At 55.5% G+C, this 15204-nt stretch carries 14 protein-coding genes; 13 read left to right on the plus strand and 1 reads right to left on the minus strand.

The annotated features are described in order from the left end of the window. Positions 1-4 precede the first annotated feature (4 nt). The 11 genes from mraY (at position 5) to sigE (ending at position 12593) form a co-directional block, all read left to right on the plus strand. Positions 5-967 carry a phospho-N-acetylmuramoyl-pentapeptide-transferase gene (gene mraY / locus GSF01_RS11255; RefSeq protein WP_159883944.1) on the plus strand — a complete coding sequence of 321 codons (963 nt, stop codon included), beginning with the start codon at positions 5-7 and terminating at the stop codon, positions 965-967. A 2-nt stretch (positions 968-969) separates the two neighbouring features. Beyond that, positions 970-2391: a UDP-N-acetylmuramoyl-L-alanine--D-glutamate ligase gene (murD, locus tag GSF01_RS11260; RefSeq protein ID WP_159883946.1), complete on the plus strand. Its 1422-nt coding sequence runs from the start codon at positions 970-972 to the stop codon at positions 2389-2391. A gap of 103 nt (positions 2392-2494) precedes the next feature. After that, positions 2495-3592: a stage V sporulation protein E gene (gene spoVE, locus GSF01_RS11265; protein ID WP_159883948.1), complete on the plus strand. Its 1098-nt coding sequence runs from the start codon at positions 2495-2497 to the stop codon at positions 3590-3592. An 8-nt stretch (positions 3593-3600) separates the two neighbouring features. Then, the gene (locus GSF01_RS11270; RefSeq protein WP_159883950.1) at positions 3601-4674 is read left to right on the plus strand and encodes an undecaprenyldiphospho-muramoylpentapeptide beta-N-acetylglucosaminyltransferase; all 1074 of its coding nucleotides are present in this window, start codon (positions 3601-3603) and stop codon (positions 4672-4674) included. Between the two features lie 198 nt (positions 4675-4872). After that, positions 4873-5778 (plus strand): UDP-N-acetylmuramate dehydrogenase, encoded by a 906-nt coding sequence (gene murB, locus GSF01_RS11275; protein ID WP_159883960.1) that lies wholly within the window; start codon positions 4873-4875, stop codon positions 5776-5778. 15 nt (positions 5779-5793) lie between these two features. Next, on the plus strand, positions 5794-7062 hold the full coding sequence (gene murA, locus GSF01_RS11280) for a UDP-N-acetylglucosamine 1-carboxyvinyltransferase (RefSeq protein ID WP_159883962.1): 1269 nt from the start codon (positions 5794-5796) through the stop codon (positions 7060-7062). 108 nt (positions 7063-7170) lie between these two features. Next, a complete protein-coding gene (locus GSF01_RS11285) occupies positions 7171-8007 on the plus strand; it encodes a cell division protein FtsQ/DivIB (protein WP_159883964.1) in 837 nt (278 codons plus the stop codon). 223 nt (positions 8008-8230) lie between these two features. Then, on the plus strand, positions 8231-9478 hold the full coding sequence (gene ftsA, locus GSF01_RS11290; RefSeq protein ID WP_159883966.1) for a cell division protein FtsA: 1248 nt from the start codon (positions 8231-8233) through the stop codon (positions 9476-9478). Positions 9479-9528: 50 nt separating this feature from the next. Next, entirely contained in the window at positions 9529-10671 is a 1143-nt protein-coding gene (gene ftsZ / locus GSF01_RS11295) for a cell division protein FtsZ (RefSeq protein WP_159883968.1), read from the plus strand. A 220-nt stretch (positions 10672-10891) separates the two neighbouring features. Further along, positions 10892-11803 (plus strand): sigma-E processing peptidase SpoIIGA, encoded by a 912-nt coding sequence (gene spoIIGA, locus GSF01_RS11300; protein WP_159883970.1) that lies wholly within the window; start codon positions 10892-10894, stop codon positions 11801-11803. A gap of 67 nt (positions 11804-11870) precedes the next feature. Continuing rightward, complete coding sequence (gene sigE / locus GSF01_RS11305) at positions 11871-12593, plus strand: RNA polymerase sporulation sigma factor SigE (protein ID WP_159883972.1); 723 nt, start codon at positions 11871-11873, stop codon at positions 12591-12593. A 106-nt stretch (positions 12594-12699) separates the two neighbouring features. Here sigE and GSF01_RS11310 read toward each other — a convergent pair whose 3' ends face one another. Beyond that, positions 12700-13797 (minus strand): MerR family transcriptional regulator, encoded by a 1098-nt coding sequence (locus GSF01_RS11310; protein WP_328803671.1) that lies wholly within the window; start codon positions 13795-13797, stop codon positions 12700-12702. A gap of 157 nt (positions 13798-13954) precedes the next feature. On the opposite strand from GSF01_RS11310, the gene sigG reads away from it, so the two are divergent. Together sigG and GSF01_RS11320 are read left to right on the plus strand one after the other, a co-directional pair. Beyond that, on the plus strand, positions 13955-14737 hold the full coding sequence (gene sigG / locus GSF01_RS11315; RefSeq protein WP_159883974.1) for an RNA polymerase sporulation sigma factor SigG: 783 nt from the start codon (positions 13955-13957) through the stop codon (positions 14735-14737). Positions 14738-14877: 140 nt separating this feature from the next. Continuing rightward, a complete protein-coding gene (locus tag GSF01_RS11320) occupies positions 14878-15177 on the plus strand; it encodes a YlmC/YmxH family sporulation protein (RefSeq protein WP_159883976.1) in 300 nt (99 codons plus the stop codon). Positions 15178-15204 lie beyond the last annotated feature (27 nt).

A 15204-nucleotide genomic window follows, 5' to 3' on the forward strand; every position in this document is an offset into this window, starting at 1 on the left:
ACCGGTGGATTTCAAAATTGTAATGATCACGCTGGGGGTTTCATTTTTACTGGCGTTGATTATGGGGCCGCTAGGCATTCCGCTGCTGCGGAGACTGAAGTTCGGGCAGCAGATCCGGACCGACGGCCCGCAGGGCCATCTGAAGAAGGCAGGCACGCCTACGATGGGCGGCATTATTATAATGCTGGCGCTGGCGCTCGCGGTTCTGCGCTTCGGAGAGAAAAATCTGGAGACGGTCATCCTGCTGCTGGCTTCGCTTGGCTACGGGCTTATCGGTTTTCTGGACGATTATATCAAAATCTTGTTCAAGCGCTCGCTCGGGCTGACGGCCAGGCAAAAGCTGTTCGGTCAGCTTCTCATAGCGGCGATTGTCTGTTATTTGCTCGTCCTGTCGGGACACAGCACCGAGATTCGTCTTCCGTATCTGAACGTGATGTTCGATCTGGGCTGGTTGTATTTCCCGTTCGTCGTCTTCCTGATGCTGGGTACATCCAATGCGGTTAATTTCACCGACGGCCTGGACGGCCTGCTGGCAGGCACGAGCGCCATCGCGTTCGGAGCGTACGCGATTATCGCGCTGAACAATACGCAGCCTAACGTGGCGATCTTCTCGGCCGCCATGGTCGGTGCGGTTCTCGGCTTTCTGGTGTTCAATGCCCATCCCGCTAAAGTATTTATGGGGGATACCGGGTCGCTGGGCATCGGAGGAGGCCTGGTCGCCGTGGCGATTTTGACGAAGGCCGAGATTTTGCTGGCCTTGATCGGGGGCGTATTTTTAATCGAAATCCTGTCGGTCATCATTCAGGTCGTTTCTTTCAAAACCCGCGGAAAGCGCGTATTTAAAATGAGCCCGATCCATCATCATTTCGAGCTTGTCGGCTGGTCCGAGTGGCGGGTTGTCATCTCCTTCTGGACGGCCGGATTAATCCTGGCGGGTGTTGGACTCTATATTAATGAGGTGTTGTAAGGATGGAACATCCTGCTGCTTACCGCGGTCGCCAGGTCGTCGTACTCGGCCTGGCACGCAGCGGCGTCGCCGTAGCCGAATGGTTTCATAAAGCGGGCGCCTATGTGACGGTCAACGATAAGAAAGAGCGCGAGGGATGCCCTGAGGCCGACGAATTGGAGGCTCTGGGTATTTCTGTTGTTTGCGGAAGCCATCCGCCGGGACTGGTGCATGAAGGCATAGCGCTTGTGGTGAAAAACCCGGGAATCCCGTATAGCGTGGAGCCGATCCGTCGTGCAGCCGAGCTCGGGATCGAGACGGTAACGGAGGTAGAAGTGGCATCCCGGCTTTGCAAGGCGCCGATCATCGGCATCACCGGCTCCAACGGCAAAACGACGACGACGACCTGGACCGGACTGATGCTGGAAGCCGGCGGGCTTAAGCCTATCGTCGCGGGCAATATCGGACGCCCCTTGACGGATGCGGCGCTGGAGGCGGAGGAGGACAACCGGATGGTCGTCGAGCTCAGCAGCTTTCAACTGAAAGGGACCCAGTCTTTCCGTCCGGCGGTTGCCAGCTTGCTCAATGTGTACGAGACGCATCTGGACTATCACGGCTCGATGGATGATTATGTCGTGTCGAAGCAGAAGCTGTTCGCCAATCAGCAGCCGGAGGATACGGCCGTGCTGAATTGGGACGATCCGGTATGCCGGGCCACAGCGGAAAGCATACGCTCCCGCATCCTGCCCTTTTCTGTGCGCCAGGAGCTGGAGAGAGGGCTGTACGCGAAGCCGCCGCTGGCCGAAGCGAAGGAAGCCGGACAGGCATCGATGCTCGTCTATCGGGATGAGCAGGGCGTGGAGCACGAGATTGTGAAGCATGACGAGCTCGGGATCCCCGGCAGCCATAATGTGGAGAATGCGCTGGCTGCCGCAGCGATAGCTGTCGCCTCAGGCGTTCCGCTGGATACCATCGCGCGCGTGCTTCGCGATTTCCGCGGCGTGGAGCACCGGCTGGAGTATGTCGCCACGAAGGCGAATGTACAGTTTTATAACGACTCCAAAGCGACTAATCCTACGGCAACCATCAAGACGATCGAGTCGTTCGACCAAGGTATTATTCTGGTGGCAGGGGGACTTGACCGCGGCTCCGACTATATGGAGCTGCTCCCGGCCTTCGGGCGGCAGGTGAAGGGGCTTGTGGCGCTGGGCGAAACCAAGGAGAAAATCGTCCGCGTGGCGAAGCTGGCAGGCATGAGCCGGGTTAAAACCGTCGATACTGCTAAGCATGTACAGGATACGGTAACCGAGGCGGTGCGCGAGGCATTCGCCCTGGCGGAACCGGGCGATGTCGTGCTGCTTTCTCCGGCATGCGCCAGCTGGGACATGTTTCCTTCCTATGAGGAGAGGGGACGCATGTTTAAGGAGTCCGTGCATAACCTTTAAACAGGGGGATGACAAGCTGCCGGAAACCTGCAGCATCTGTCTGCCGGCAGTATCGCGCGGCGGCTGCGCCTCCTAATTTAACCAGGTTAGAGGTGTGAGGCGTATGGTCAAACCGCGGTCGGCTCCGGATCTCTATTTGCTCGGCTCCACGCTGCTGCTGCTTGTTATCGGCGTGGTGATGGTATACAGCGCCAGTGCCGTGCTGGCATTTCGCGAATTCGGAGATGCCTTCTACTACTTAAAGCGCCAGGCGCTTTTTGCCGCTCTCGGCGTCGTTGCCCTTTTTTTCACGATGAACATGGATTATGAGGTGTGGAGAAAATACGCCAAGGTCGTGCTGCTCGTCTGTTTTGTCATGCTGCTCGCTGTGCTTGTGCCGGGAATTGGCGTTGTGCGCGGAGGAGCGAGGAGCTGGCTCGGCATCGGATCGTTCGGCATTCAGCCCTCCGAGTTTATGAAAATAGGGATGATCATGTTCCTGGCGAAGTGGCTCTCCGGTCAGCATCATCCCATCACGCATTTTACCAAGGGACTGCTGCCGCCGCTGGGGCTGGTGGGACTCGCCTTCGGCCTCATCATGCTGCAGCCGGATCTGGGAACGGGCGCTGTGCTGGTGGGAGCCGCTCTGCTCATTATTTATGCGGCGGGTGCTCGTCTTAGGCATCTGTCTTACTTCGGACTGGTGGGCGTGCTCGGCTTTGTGGGCCTTGTCATCGCCGCCCCTTACCGGCTGAAGCGGATCACGGCTTTTCTGGACCCATGGCAGGATCCGCTCGGCGCGGGCTATCAATCCATTCAATCGTTGTATGCGATCGGACCGGGGGGACTGGTCGGACTCGGACTTGGGATGAGCCGCCAGAAATACAGCTATTTGCCGGAACCGCAAACGGACTTTATTTTTTCCATCATTGCCGAGGAGCTTGGTTTTATAGGAGGCTCCTGCGTCCTTCTGCTGTTCATGGTACTCGTCTGGAGGGGCATGCGCACCGCCATCACAGCGCCCGACTCGTTCGGGAGCCTGCTGGCCACAGGCATCGTCGGGATGATCGCCGTACAGGTCGTCATCAACATCGGCGTTGTCATCGGCATGTTCCCCGTCACGGGCATTACACTTCCGCTGATCAGTGCGGGAGGCTCGTCGCTGACGCTTATGCTGACTTCGATCGGCGTGCTGCTTAACATTTCACGTTATTCGAGGTGACCCGTTTTATGAATAAAATCGTCTTTACCGGCGGAGGGACCGCCGGGCACGTAACGCCCAATCTGGCGATCATGCAGCAGCTCGGCGAACGCGGCTGGGAGATGTCGTATATCGGTTCCCGAGACGGCATCGAGCGTGAAATTATCGAACATGAAGGCATTCCCTACCACCCAATCGCTTCGGGCAAGCTCAGACGGTATTTCGATCTGAAAAACCTGAAGGATCCGTTCCGCGTGCTTCAGGGCATCGGCCAAGCTCATGGGCTGCTGCGCCGCATCCGGCCTCATATCGTCTTCTCGAAGGGCGGATTCGTCTCCGTCCCGGTCATCATAGCCAGCCGGATGCTCGGCATTCCGGTCATCTCGCATGAGTCCGATCTGACTCCTGGACTGGCCAACCGGATATCGATGCCCTTCGTATCCCGCATCTGCGTCACATTTCCCGAGACGCTCTCCCATATCCGCGGCGAGAAGGGGACTTGCACAGGACTCCCGATAAGGGAGCAAATGCTGCACGGCAAAGCCTCTCGCGGCATCGCGCTATGCGACTTCCACACGCAGAAGCCGGTTTTGTTTATCATGGGCGGAAGCCTTGGAGCCCAGCGCATCAATCAGGCGATCCGCAGCTCGCTGGAGCAGCTGCTGCAGCGGTATCAAATCATACATATCTGCGGCAAAGGCCATGCCGATGCCGCGCTGAACGGAATTCGGGGCTATCGTCAGTTCGAATACGTGAAGGACGAGCTGCCGGAGCTGCTGGCTTGTGCGGATCTGGTGGTTTCGCGGGCGGGCTCGACGTCCATCTTTGAATTTCTGACCCTTCAGAAGCCGATGCTGCTCATCCCTCTTTCCAGACAGGCAAGCCGGGGAGACCAGATCCTCAATGCCGACTCGTTCGCAAGACAGGGCTTTGCCCGCGTGCTTCAGGAGGAGGAGCTGACGCCCGAGTCGCTAGCAGACGGGTTGGCGGCGCTCCAGGAAGACAGCGAAGCAATGAAGCGGCGGATGGCAGCCAGTCCCTATGGGAACGGCACGGACTCTATCGTCAAGCTGATCGATAGATTCAAGCTTACCGGCTCTTGACGAATTTTGCGTATAGGCGATTGTCACACTCTGAAGCATTCCACATAAACTACACTATAACCGTGACAGACACCCGGCAGGCGGCAGAATGCGGATGTTCCGAGGAGACCAAACACCGGAGCCGCTCTACCGTTATCGATGCAGGCGAGGACCTCGCCGCGTATCGTGCCTCGGCGTTCTGTGAAGGAGGTTGATCCCATGCAACAAGTCATATCGGAATTGCTGGACGGATCGTTCGGAGAGGTTAGACTCCAGGAGCCGCTCGCCTCACACACGACTTGGAAGATCGGCGGTCCTGCCGATTGCCTGCTGATTCCCCGCGACAAGTCGCAGCTGGTTCGGGCGGTGAAGCTGCTCCATGCCAAGCAGATCCCATGGACCGTTCTTGGACGGGGTTCCAACATGCTCGTTGCCGACAAGGGCATTCGCGGCGTGGTCGTCAAGCTTGGAGAAGCGCTGAATACCGTGCGGATTGAAGGGGAGTCTATCGTAGCCGGTGGGGCGTATTCGTTCATCAAGCTTTCGGTAATCGCGGGCAAGGAAGGCTTGACCGGACTTGAGTTCGCCGGAGGGATACCGGGAACCGTGGGAGGCGCCGTCTATATGAATGCCGGGGCGCACGGCTCTGACGTGTCACGCATTTTACAGCGGGCTGAAGTTTTGCTCCCGACGGGAGAGCTGGCAACGTATTACAACGGGGACCTGGCCTATGCTTACCGGCATTCCATCCTGCAAGCGGAGCCCGGTATCGTCACCGAAGCGGAATTTCGGCTGAGGTACGGCGACCGCAAGGAGATCGCTGCGGCGCTGGCTGCCTACAAGGACCGGCGGCTGCGAACGCAGCCTTTGCAGCTGGCTTGCGCGGGCAGCGTCTTCCGGAATCCGGAAGGGCACCATGCGGCCAAGCTGATCGAAGAGGCGGGCCTGAAAGGCCTTCGCGTCGGCGGCGCCGAGGTTTCACCCTTACATGCCAACTTTATCGTCAATACCGGGCAGGCGACGGCCCACGACGTGCTCACCTTAATCGAACAAATCATAGCAGCGGTCCATACCCGATTCGGAGTCAAGCTCGTACCTGAAGTATTGGTGGTGGGTGAGCGGTAAATCGGAGGTGGGATTTTGGAAAAGTTGGTTATCGAAGGCGGGAAACCTCTATCGGGAGCCATCAAAATTCACGGCGCCAAAAACGCCGCTCTGCCGATTCTGGCAGCGAGCATCATGGCGGAAGGCACGGTAGTCATGAACAACGTACCGGAGCTTTCCGATATCGGAGTGATGCTGGGGATTTTACGTTCACTCGGTTGCAAGGCGGAACAAACGGGCGATACCGTAACGATCAATACGGCTGCCGTCCATCAGTTTCACATTCCTGAGCATCTGATGAGTCAGATGAGATCCTCCATCTTCCTGATGGGTCCGCTCCTTGCCCGACTGGGCCGGGTAGAACTGTACCAGCCCGGAGGGTGTGCGATCGGAGAACGGAAGATCGATCTGCATCTGAAGGGTCTCGCCGCCCTTGGGGTGAAGATCGAGGATGACGGCAGCCGGATCGTCTGCATGGCAAGCGAATTGACCGGAGCCGATATCATGCTGGATTACCCAAGCGTGGGAGCGACGGAGAACATCATGATGGCCGCCGCAATGGCCCGCGGTCAAACGACGATCACCAATGCTGCCCGGGAGCCGGAAATCCAGGACCTGCAAAATTTCCTCAATACGATGGGGGCGAAGATTATCGGGGCGGGTACGGACACGATTACGATCGAAGGCGTCCAGGAGCTCGTCCCTTGTACTTACCGAATCATCCCAGACCGGATCGTTGCGGGAACGCTGATGATAGCTGCAGCCGTGACCCGCGGCCATGTCACGCTTCAAGGAGTATGCCCGGCGCATCTGACCTCCGCCATCCATGTCCTGAAGCGCTCAGGTGTTCAAATCACGATCGACGGTGATATAATGGGAATAAGCGCGCCATCCCGCTTGAAAGCGGTGGAGCGAATCGTTACCAGTCCTTATCCGTCTTTTCCAACGGACTTACAATCGCAGATCATGGTCCTTCTCAGCTTGTCTGACGGTGTCAGCATTGTGAAGGAGACTGTTTTTGAGGGGCGCTTTAAGCATGTTGACGAATTATCGCGCATGGGAGCCGATATCCGGGTGGATATGAATGCGGCTATCCTTCGGGGGGTTCCCCGATTGTACGGAGCCACGGTAGAAGCGACGGATCTGCGTGCAGGCGCAGCGCTAGTCATCGCCGGTCTGGCTGCTCAGGGTACGACGGTTATCGAGCAGATCCATCATATCGACCGGGGATACGACCGGATCGAGAGCATGCTCCGGTCACTCGGAGCGACGATTAACCGGACAACGCCGGTTGCCATGGAATAATCGGATTCTCTACTACTCAACATATGAAAACTGCCGCCGGGTTATCCCTCTTTCCTGATGGAAGGAGGGAGGCTCCGCGGTTTAGATACCTGTGAAGAGGAGGCCGTCATGAAGGACAGACTTCCCGTGATGAAGCAGAGCAAGCCCCGGAACCTCAGCAGCAAGAAGCTGCTCTTCTTTCTTTTTCTGTTTTTCATCACGCTCCTGACCATCTTGTTTTTTCAGTCCTCCCTCAGCAAGATCACGGAGGTTACGATCGAGGGACAAGCACTAGTGGCGGAGGAGCAGATCCGCAAGGCTGCGGCGGTTGTGCCGGGCGATCACTTTTTCTCCGTCTCGGGCGACCGGATCGTGAACCAGATCAAGGCTTTGCGCATGATTGAATCGGTCGAGGTCAACAAGCGTTTTCCCGGCCGCATCGATATCCTGGTTAAAGAGTATCCGAAGGTTGCTTATCAATTCGGAGACAATGGCCAGGTAGAAGCGCTGCTATCGGACGGGAGCGTAGTACCCGTAACGATGCAGGGAGCTAAGCTGGACATGCCCATCCTGTCGGGCTGGTCGAAGGACGACCCGCTAAAGATCGAGCTTTGCCGGGCCATGGCTCGGCTGGACCCGTCTCTGTTCGCCGATGTATCGGAGATCATGCCGTGGCCGAGCCAGTCGTTTCCGGACCGGATCAAGATGTATACCCGTTCGCAGTTCGAAGTGGTGACGACGATTGAATTTCTCCCTCAGAAGATGCCAAACATGGAGGGATTCCTAGCAAGTCTGCGCGAGAACGATATTACAAGCGGGGTGCTGACGATGCTTCTGGCCGATTCGCACGCGCCTTTCCCGGCAAACGAACCGGCCGCCGGCTCTAAGAAAACAACAGAAGCCCAGGGGAAAACGCCCGCTTCTCCGCAAGGAGGCAAGGAGGAGAAAATCCCGCCGAAAGAGTAGACGATTGTGTGATGCGATAGAGTCTATAGGCCTATCAATAGTTCCAAAGTTCCTACTTTTGGCGGCAGAATAATGCTATTATTATAATTATGGGATATTTTATGCATACGTTCAAAAAAGAATGCGAAAAAAAGAGGAAACGGCCGGGCCGTGTGGAATAGTAAGAAGCAGGTTTGCTGACCAAAGGCTCATTTATACTACACAATACAGGAGGTGCCACGGGTTGAGCAGCAATGACATCATTGTTAGTTTGGACATCGGTACATCCAAAGTTCGTGCTATTATTGGAGAAGTCGTTAACGGCGCCATTAATATAATTGGAGTTGGATCTGCCGACTCGCAAGGAATACGCAAGGGAGCCATCGTGGACATCGACCAAACCGTACAGTCGATCCGGAGCGCGGTAGATCATGCGGAACGGATGGTCGGCATTCAGATCGCCGAGGTTTACGTCGGCATCGCCGGCAATCATATCGCCTTGCAATCGAGTCATGGAGTTGTAGCTGTATCCAATGAGGACCGCGAGATCGGCGATGAAGATATCGAGCGCGTCATCCAGGCGGCCAAGGTAATTCCTCTGGCGCCGGAGCGTGAAATTATCGGCGTCGTGCCGAATCAATACGTCGTCGATGGAACGGATCAGATCTATGATCCCCGCAGCATGATCGGCGTTAGGCTTGAGGTTGAGGCTACGATTGTTACCGGTACGAAGACAGCCATCCACAACCTGCTCCGCGTCGTGGAGAAGTCAGGCCTGAAGGTATCGGGTCTGATCCTGATGTCGCTGGCGGCCGGTCACTTGGCGTTGTCTAAGGACGAGAAGGCAATCGGGACGGTGCTGGTGGATATCGGAGCGGGAGCTACGACCATCGCCATCTTCGATGAAAATCACCTGGTTGCAACCTCCACGCTGCCTATCGGCGGGGAATACATTACCAATGATATTGCATACGGACTTCGGACGCAGGCTGACATCGCGGAGAAAATCAAGCTGAAGTTCGGCTGCGCGATCGTAGAGCATGCGGCGCCGGAGCAGGTGTTCAAAGTGAACCGGATCGGCAGCAATGTGGACAAGGAGTTCTCGCAGGTTGATTTGGCGAACATCATCGAACCTCGGGTTCAGGAGATTTTTCACCTGATCCGAATGGAGGTCCAGCGCCTCGGTTACGCCGAGCTGCCGGGAGGATATGTTCTCTCGGGCGGTACGGTGTCCATACCGGGGATTCTGCCTGTCGCCCAGCACGAGCTCGCGTCTTCCGTTCGAATTGCCGTGCCCGATTACATCGGCGTTCGTGACCCTTCCTTTACCAGCGGCGTCGGTATCATTCAATACGCGTCGAAATATTTGCGTGGCGCCAAGCAAAACTCCGGAGCCAAGCGAGTGGTTGTAAACAAGAAGGCGTCCTCCGGTCAAGAGCAGAAGCCCTCGGCCATGGAACGTTTTAAAAATTGGTTAAGCGAATTTATTTAGACCGATCGTCATCGCGCGGTTGAAAGCCTAATGAGGGGGAAGACGCTAGTATGTTTGAATTTGATATGGATACGGACCATCTGGCTAAAATAAAGGTCATCGGCTGCGGTGGCGGCGGAAGCAACGCCGTGAACCGGATGATCGAAAATGGCGTCCAAGGCGTAGAATTCATCACGGTGAATACGGATGCGCAAGCTCTTCATCTATCGAAGTCTGAGACCAAGCTGCAGATTGGAGACAAGCTGACACGCGGTCTAGGCGCAGGTGCGAACCCGGAAGTCGGGAAGAAAGCGGCGGAAGAATCCCGCGAGCTGATCTTCAATGCACTGAAAGGCTCGGATATGGTTTTCGTTACCGCAGGTATGGGAGGCGGTACGGGTACGGGCGCTGCTCCGGTGATCGCTGAGATTGCCAAGGAATGTGGAGCTCTGACGGTCGGCGTCGTCACGCGGCCGTTCACCTTCGAGGGCCGTAAGCGGGCACTCCAGGCCGATCAGGGCATCGCCTCCCTGAAGGAGAAAGTCGATACGCTGATCGTGATCCCTAATGACCGTCTTCTTGAGATCGTCGATAAAAAGACGCCAATGCTTGAAGCGTTCCGTACGGCGGACAATGTCCTGCGTCAGGGCGTACAAGGCATTTCGGATTTGATCGCGGTTCCGGGGCTGATCAACCTGGACTTTGCCGACGTTAAAACCATTATGACGGAGCGTGGCTCCGCTTTGATGGGAATCGGTATGGGAACAGGCGAAAATCGCGCAGCGGATGCAGCCAAGCAAGCCATCATGTCGCCATTGCTCGAAACGTCGATCGATGGCGCGCGCGGCGTACTGTTGAACATTACGGGCGGAGCCAATCTGTCCTTGTATGAAGTAAACGAAGCGGCCGATATCGTCGCATCCGCTTCCGATCTGGAAGTGAATATGATCTTCGGTGCCGTGATCGATGAAAGACTGAAGGATGAGATTATGGTCACGGTCATAGCCACGGGCTTCGAGCATAAGAACCTGACAGCTCAGCCTCAGAAGAAGCCGGCTGCTCCAGGAGCTCCGACCGGGGCTGGCCAGCCGCAGGAAGCGGCTGATTCCCGTATGAATAACCTTCGGCCGTTCGGAGGACAACCCTCCAGCGACCAGCTTGATATTCCTGCGTTTTTGCGCAACCGCAACCGCGGTGGTTTCGATAATAAGTAAAAATAATAAAGTACAGGTAATTAGTAGATCAAGAGAAGTTCCCCGGCCGATCCTAAGAGATCGGCTTTTTTGCGTTCAATCAGCGGCTGGCCACCCTCCCAGGAAGCGACAAAAATAGTCTCGTTCGGGCGGCATGATTAGACAGACTTTGGAATAGGATTCTTATATACTTGTCTCATTCGCGGATAGGGCCGGCGGCGCGCGAAGGAGGTGAAGGGAAATGGTCGTGTACCTCGATATCATTTTCCTAATGAATGTGCTGATAGACGGCGCATTGATGTGGACCACCGCCTGGTCGCGAAAGCTGCGTTTTCGATTTTGGCGGCTTTTGCTCGCCGCTATGATCGGCGGCAGCTATGCCATTTTTTTATTTTTTCCGCCGCTTGGCTTTCTGTACACTTTTCTCGTCAAGTTTCTGTTCTCGCTGATCATGTTATGGACGGCTTTTGGCTTCGGGGGACTGCAGCATTTTATGCGGAATCTGGGCATGTTCTATATGGTCAACTTTGTGGCCGCGGGTGTTGTCGTCGGCTGTATGTATGTAAGGCAATCGGCCGATGAACTGCTGAATGGGATATTGCTGGGACGCGGGCTCACCGGTACATTGACGCTGATTGCGGTCGGTATCCCCCTGGCCGTCTGGATAACTCGTACGGTGATTCGGGCAATGAAGCGCAAGCAAGAGCTGTTAACGCACACGGCGAAGGTAGACGTACACATCGATAGTGTAGCTTCCAGCTGCATGGGCTTGATTGACACCGGGAACCAGCTATATGATCCGCTCACGAGAACGCCTGTTATGGTCATGGAGGCTTCACAGTGGGGAGAGTGGATCCCCGAAACGTGGATGGATAAGATACGCCGGGCGGAGGTGGACCAGATCGTAAGCTCGATCGGGACGGATTCCTTCATTTGGCAGGACAGGCTGCGGCTTGTGCCCTACAGAGGGGTGAACCGGGGCACGCAGTTTATGCTGGCCTTGAAGCCGGACAAGGTGGTTATTACAACGGAGCAGGGACAGACCGAGACGTTTAAGGTGCTGATCGGATTGGATGGCGGGCGACTTAGCTCGGACAACGCTTATCAGGCCATCATTCATCCGTCGCTTGTTCAGACAGGCAGCGGAACATAGGGCGGTATGCATACGCGATTGCCGGCAGGCATCGATCAACCACACCTGGAACAGGAGGAAGCCGAACATGCTAGTTAAATGGAAGCTGACGCTGTATATCATGTATTTCCGTCTTCTACTTCTGCTCGGGATCAAAGGGAATGAAATTTACTACATCGGAGGAAGCGAAGCGCTGCCGCCGCCGCTCACCCGCGAAGAGGAAGAGTATTTGCTGGAAAAGCTTCCGTCGGGTGATGCAGCCATCCGGGGGGTGCTAATCGAGCGCAACCTGCGTCTAGTCGTTTATATTGCGCGCAAATTCGAGAATACCGGGATTAATATCGAGGATCTGGTGTCGATCGGCGCGATCGGGTTGATCAAGGCAGTCAATACGTTCGACCCGGAGAAAAAAATCAAGCTCGCCACCTACGCTTCCCGGTGCATTGAGAATGAAATTCTGATGTATTTGCGACGCAACAGCAAGATTCGAACGGAGGTTTCGTTCGACGAACCGCTGAATATCGATTGGGACGGCAATGAGCTATTGCTTTCGGACGTGCTGGGCACGGAGAATGATACCATCTACCGGAATATAGAGGAGCAGGTGGACCGGAAGCTGCTGCACAAGGCATTGGATAAACTGACGGAGCGGGAGCGTATCATCATGGAGCTGCGCTTCGGGCTGCAGAACGGGGAGGAAAAGACCCAGAAGGATGTGGCGGATATGCTGGGCATCTCCCAATCCTACATATCCAGGCTGGAGAAGCGAATCATCAAGAGATTGCGCAAGGAATTCAATAAAATGGTCTAGCAGTCTTCGACTCTGCGAGCTAAAACCCTCAACTCCCGGCAACGGCGGTGTTGAGGGTTTTTCTGCGGGTTATCTATGGCTGTAAAAGTCGGACTCGCTATCGCGTCTATGGCTTACGCGCATACACAATATGCAGCAGGGAGCTGTAGGCTTCGCAGGAAACGTCGCAGCCCGCAGCCTCCAGCTCTTCCCGGAGACTCGCGAGCATGGCGTAATCCTCGATTTCGCTGAGGGGCACCCGGCTAAACTCGTCGTACTGGTGGCGATCGGTCAGAAACTGACGTTTCTGCGTCTCATCCACGAACATAAAGTCCGAGATGCACAATCGGCCGCCTGGCTTCAGCACACGGAGCATCTCGCTGACGGCTACAGGCCTCTGCTCGGGCGACAAATAGTGAAAGGCAAAGCTGGTCGCTGCGAAGTCGAAATGCGCATCCAGATACGGAATTGCCAGGAAATTGCCAAGCCGGGTTTCGAGCGAGGGAAATTTGATCCGGCACTGCTTCAGCATCTCCCTGGAGCTGTCGATCGCAGACATACGGACTCCTGGGGCCAGAAGCTTGCCGGCCAGGTTTCCGGTGCCCGTCCCGATATCCAGTCCCCGTTCGCCGGCCTTAGGTGCGAGCTGCCGGGCAATATGGTCTAGTAGCTGATCATATCTCACGCGGGCGCCGGAGGCCATCTCGCCGTTGCGAACGCGGTCATCGTACGAGGAGGCCTGCTGGTCGAAATTCCAAGCGCTTTCCTTGCGGCTGCGGATTTCGCGAAGCCTCTTGGAGCTCTCGGCGAGCGGGAAGACGTCTTCGGGCGCGAGCGTTTTCTGTTCATCGAGCAGTTCAATCATGCGGTCGGTCGTTTCGATCAGCTGCTTCAGCTCCAGCCATCCTGTAAACATGGCATTGCGCTGCAGCTCCAGATAATGGCGCAGCTCTCCTTCGTTGCCCTCCTCGATATGGGCAAGCGCCTGCTTGATCTCGTGCAGGGAAAGACCAACCTCGCGCAAGGAGAGGATGGTCTGCAGCCGCCAAAGCTCATTCTCGGAGAAGATTCTGTACTGATTGCCGCTATGTTTATCAGGCTTCAGCAATCCTTTTTCTTCATAAAATCGGATCGTGCGCGTGGAGATTTGCAGCCTTTCGGCTAATTCTTTAATGCGGATCGGTAGCCACCGCCTTTCTTGTGCAGCTTTAGTTAGCCTTATTATAAACGTTAACGCAGCGTTAGGGTCAAGGCGGTTTCTCGGCCCGAAACGACGAGAGGGGCTTTCTTACAGGCGTTCCAGCGAGTTGGAAGGCTGCGCATAAAAAATGTACCCGCGGGGATAATGTACATTAATGTTTCTCCTTGGGAGGTAATCACGAATGACCCGAAACAAAGTCGAAATATGCGGCGTCGATACGGCAAAGCTACCGGTTTTGACCAATGCGGAAATGCGTGAACTGTTCGTCGCTTTACAGACGAGAAATGAGCGGTCTGCAAGAGAGAAATTAGTAAACGGCAACCTCCGTCTGGTGCTTTCCGTCATCCAGCGCTTCAATAACAGGGGGGAGTACGTCGACGATTTGTTTCAGGTCGGTTGTATTGGCTTGATGAAAGCTATTGATAATTTCGATTTAAGCCAGAATGTGAAGTTTTCCACGTATGCGGTACCTATGATCATCGGTGAAATCCGCAGATATCTGCGCGATAACAATCCTATCCGGGTATCCCGTTCCTTGAGGGATATTGCGTACAAGGCTTTGCAGGTTCGGGATCAGCTGACGAATCAGAACTCGCGCGAGCCGACGATCTATGAAATCTCCGAGGCGCTGAACGTACCGAAGGAGGATGTGGTGTTCGCTCTGGATGCGATTCAGGATCCGGTGTCCTTGTTCGAGCCGATCTATCACGACGGCGGCGATCCCATCTATGTGATGGACCAGATCAGCGACGATCGCAACAAGGATGTTTCCTGGATCGAAGGAATTGCCCTGCGCGAGGCGATGAGGAAGCTGAACGACCGCGAGAAGATGATCTTATCCATGCGCTTTTTTGACGGAAAAACGCAGATGGAAGTAGCCGACGAGATCGGCATATCGCAAGCTCAAGTATCCCGGCTGGAGAAGTCGGCGATCTCGCAAATGCAGAAGCACGTGAAAAATTGATTGATTAAGGGACCCTGTGGACAATCCGACCAGATCCGCCGAACATATGACGGAGATGGTCTTTTTTGCTTGTTTGCGGACATTTTGCCCAGTTTCCACATAGTATAGAGTAACAACTAAAGCCCGGTGGTGATGGCCGATTGAAAATTTCGGACTTTCAGACCAAGGATGTCATCAATATTGTAGACGGCAAGAAGCTTGGGCAGATCAGCGACCTGGAGCTGGACCTGAGGAACGGACGGATCGAGGCGATCGTGGTGCCGAACTCGCCGCGCTTCTTCGGGCTGTTCGGAGCTGCGACCGATGTCATTATTCCCTGGCGGCATATCGTCAAGATAGGAATGGATGTGGTGCTTGTCAAGATCGATGACATGCGGGCTTACCGCCGCGAAGAGATGGAGACCAGCTACGAGTATAACCGCGAATCCCGTGGAAATTAAGGATTGCGCGTGTTCTTTTGATACGGA

It is taken from the genome of Paenibacillus puerhi (assembly GCF_009846885.1).
Lineage (GTDB): Bacteria > Bacillota > Bacilli > Paenibacillales > NBRC-103111 > Paenibacillus_G > Paenibacillus_G puerhi.

What these genes read in the sequence shown, in the direction of transcription:
- GSF01_RS11285 (WP_159883964.1), top strand. Translation starts at nt 7,171, where the DNA reads ATGAAGGACAGACTTCCCGTGATGAAGCAGAGCAAGCCCCGGAACCTC.
- murB (WP_159883960.1), top strand. Translation starts at nt 4,873, where the DNA reads ATGCAACAAGTCATATCGGAATTGCTGGACGGATCGTTCGGAGAGGTT.
- murD (WP_159883946.1), top strand. Translation starts at nt 970, where the DNA reads ATGGAACATCCTGCTGCTTACCGCGGTCGCCAGGTCGTCGTACTCGGC.
- GSF01_RS11270 (WP_159883950.1), top strand. Translation starts at nt 3,601, where the DNA reads ATGAATAAAATCGTCTTTACCGGCGGAGGGACCGCCGGGCACGTAACG.
- spoIIGA (WP_159883970.1), top strand. Translation starts at nt 10,892, where the DNA reads ATGGTCGTGTACCTCGATATCATTTTCCTAATGAATGTGCTGATAGAC.
- spoVE (WP_159883948.1), top strand. Translation starts at nt 2,495, where the DNA reads ATGGTCAAACCGCGGTCGGCTCCGGATCTCTATTTGCTCGGCTCCACG.
- ftsZ (WP_159883968.1), top strand. Translation starts at nt 9,529, where the DNA reads ATGTTTGAATTTGATATGGATACGGACCATCTGGCTAAAATAAAGGTC.
- sigE (WP_159883972.1), top strand. Translation starts at nt 11,871, where the DNA reads ATGCTAGTTAAATGGAAGCTGACGCTGTATATCATGTATTTCCGTCTT.
- sigG (WP_159883974.1), top strand. Translation starts at nt 13,955, where the DNA reads ATGACCCGAAACAAAGTCGAAATATGCGGCGTCGATACGGCAAAGCTA.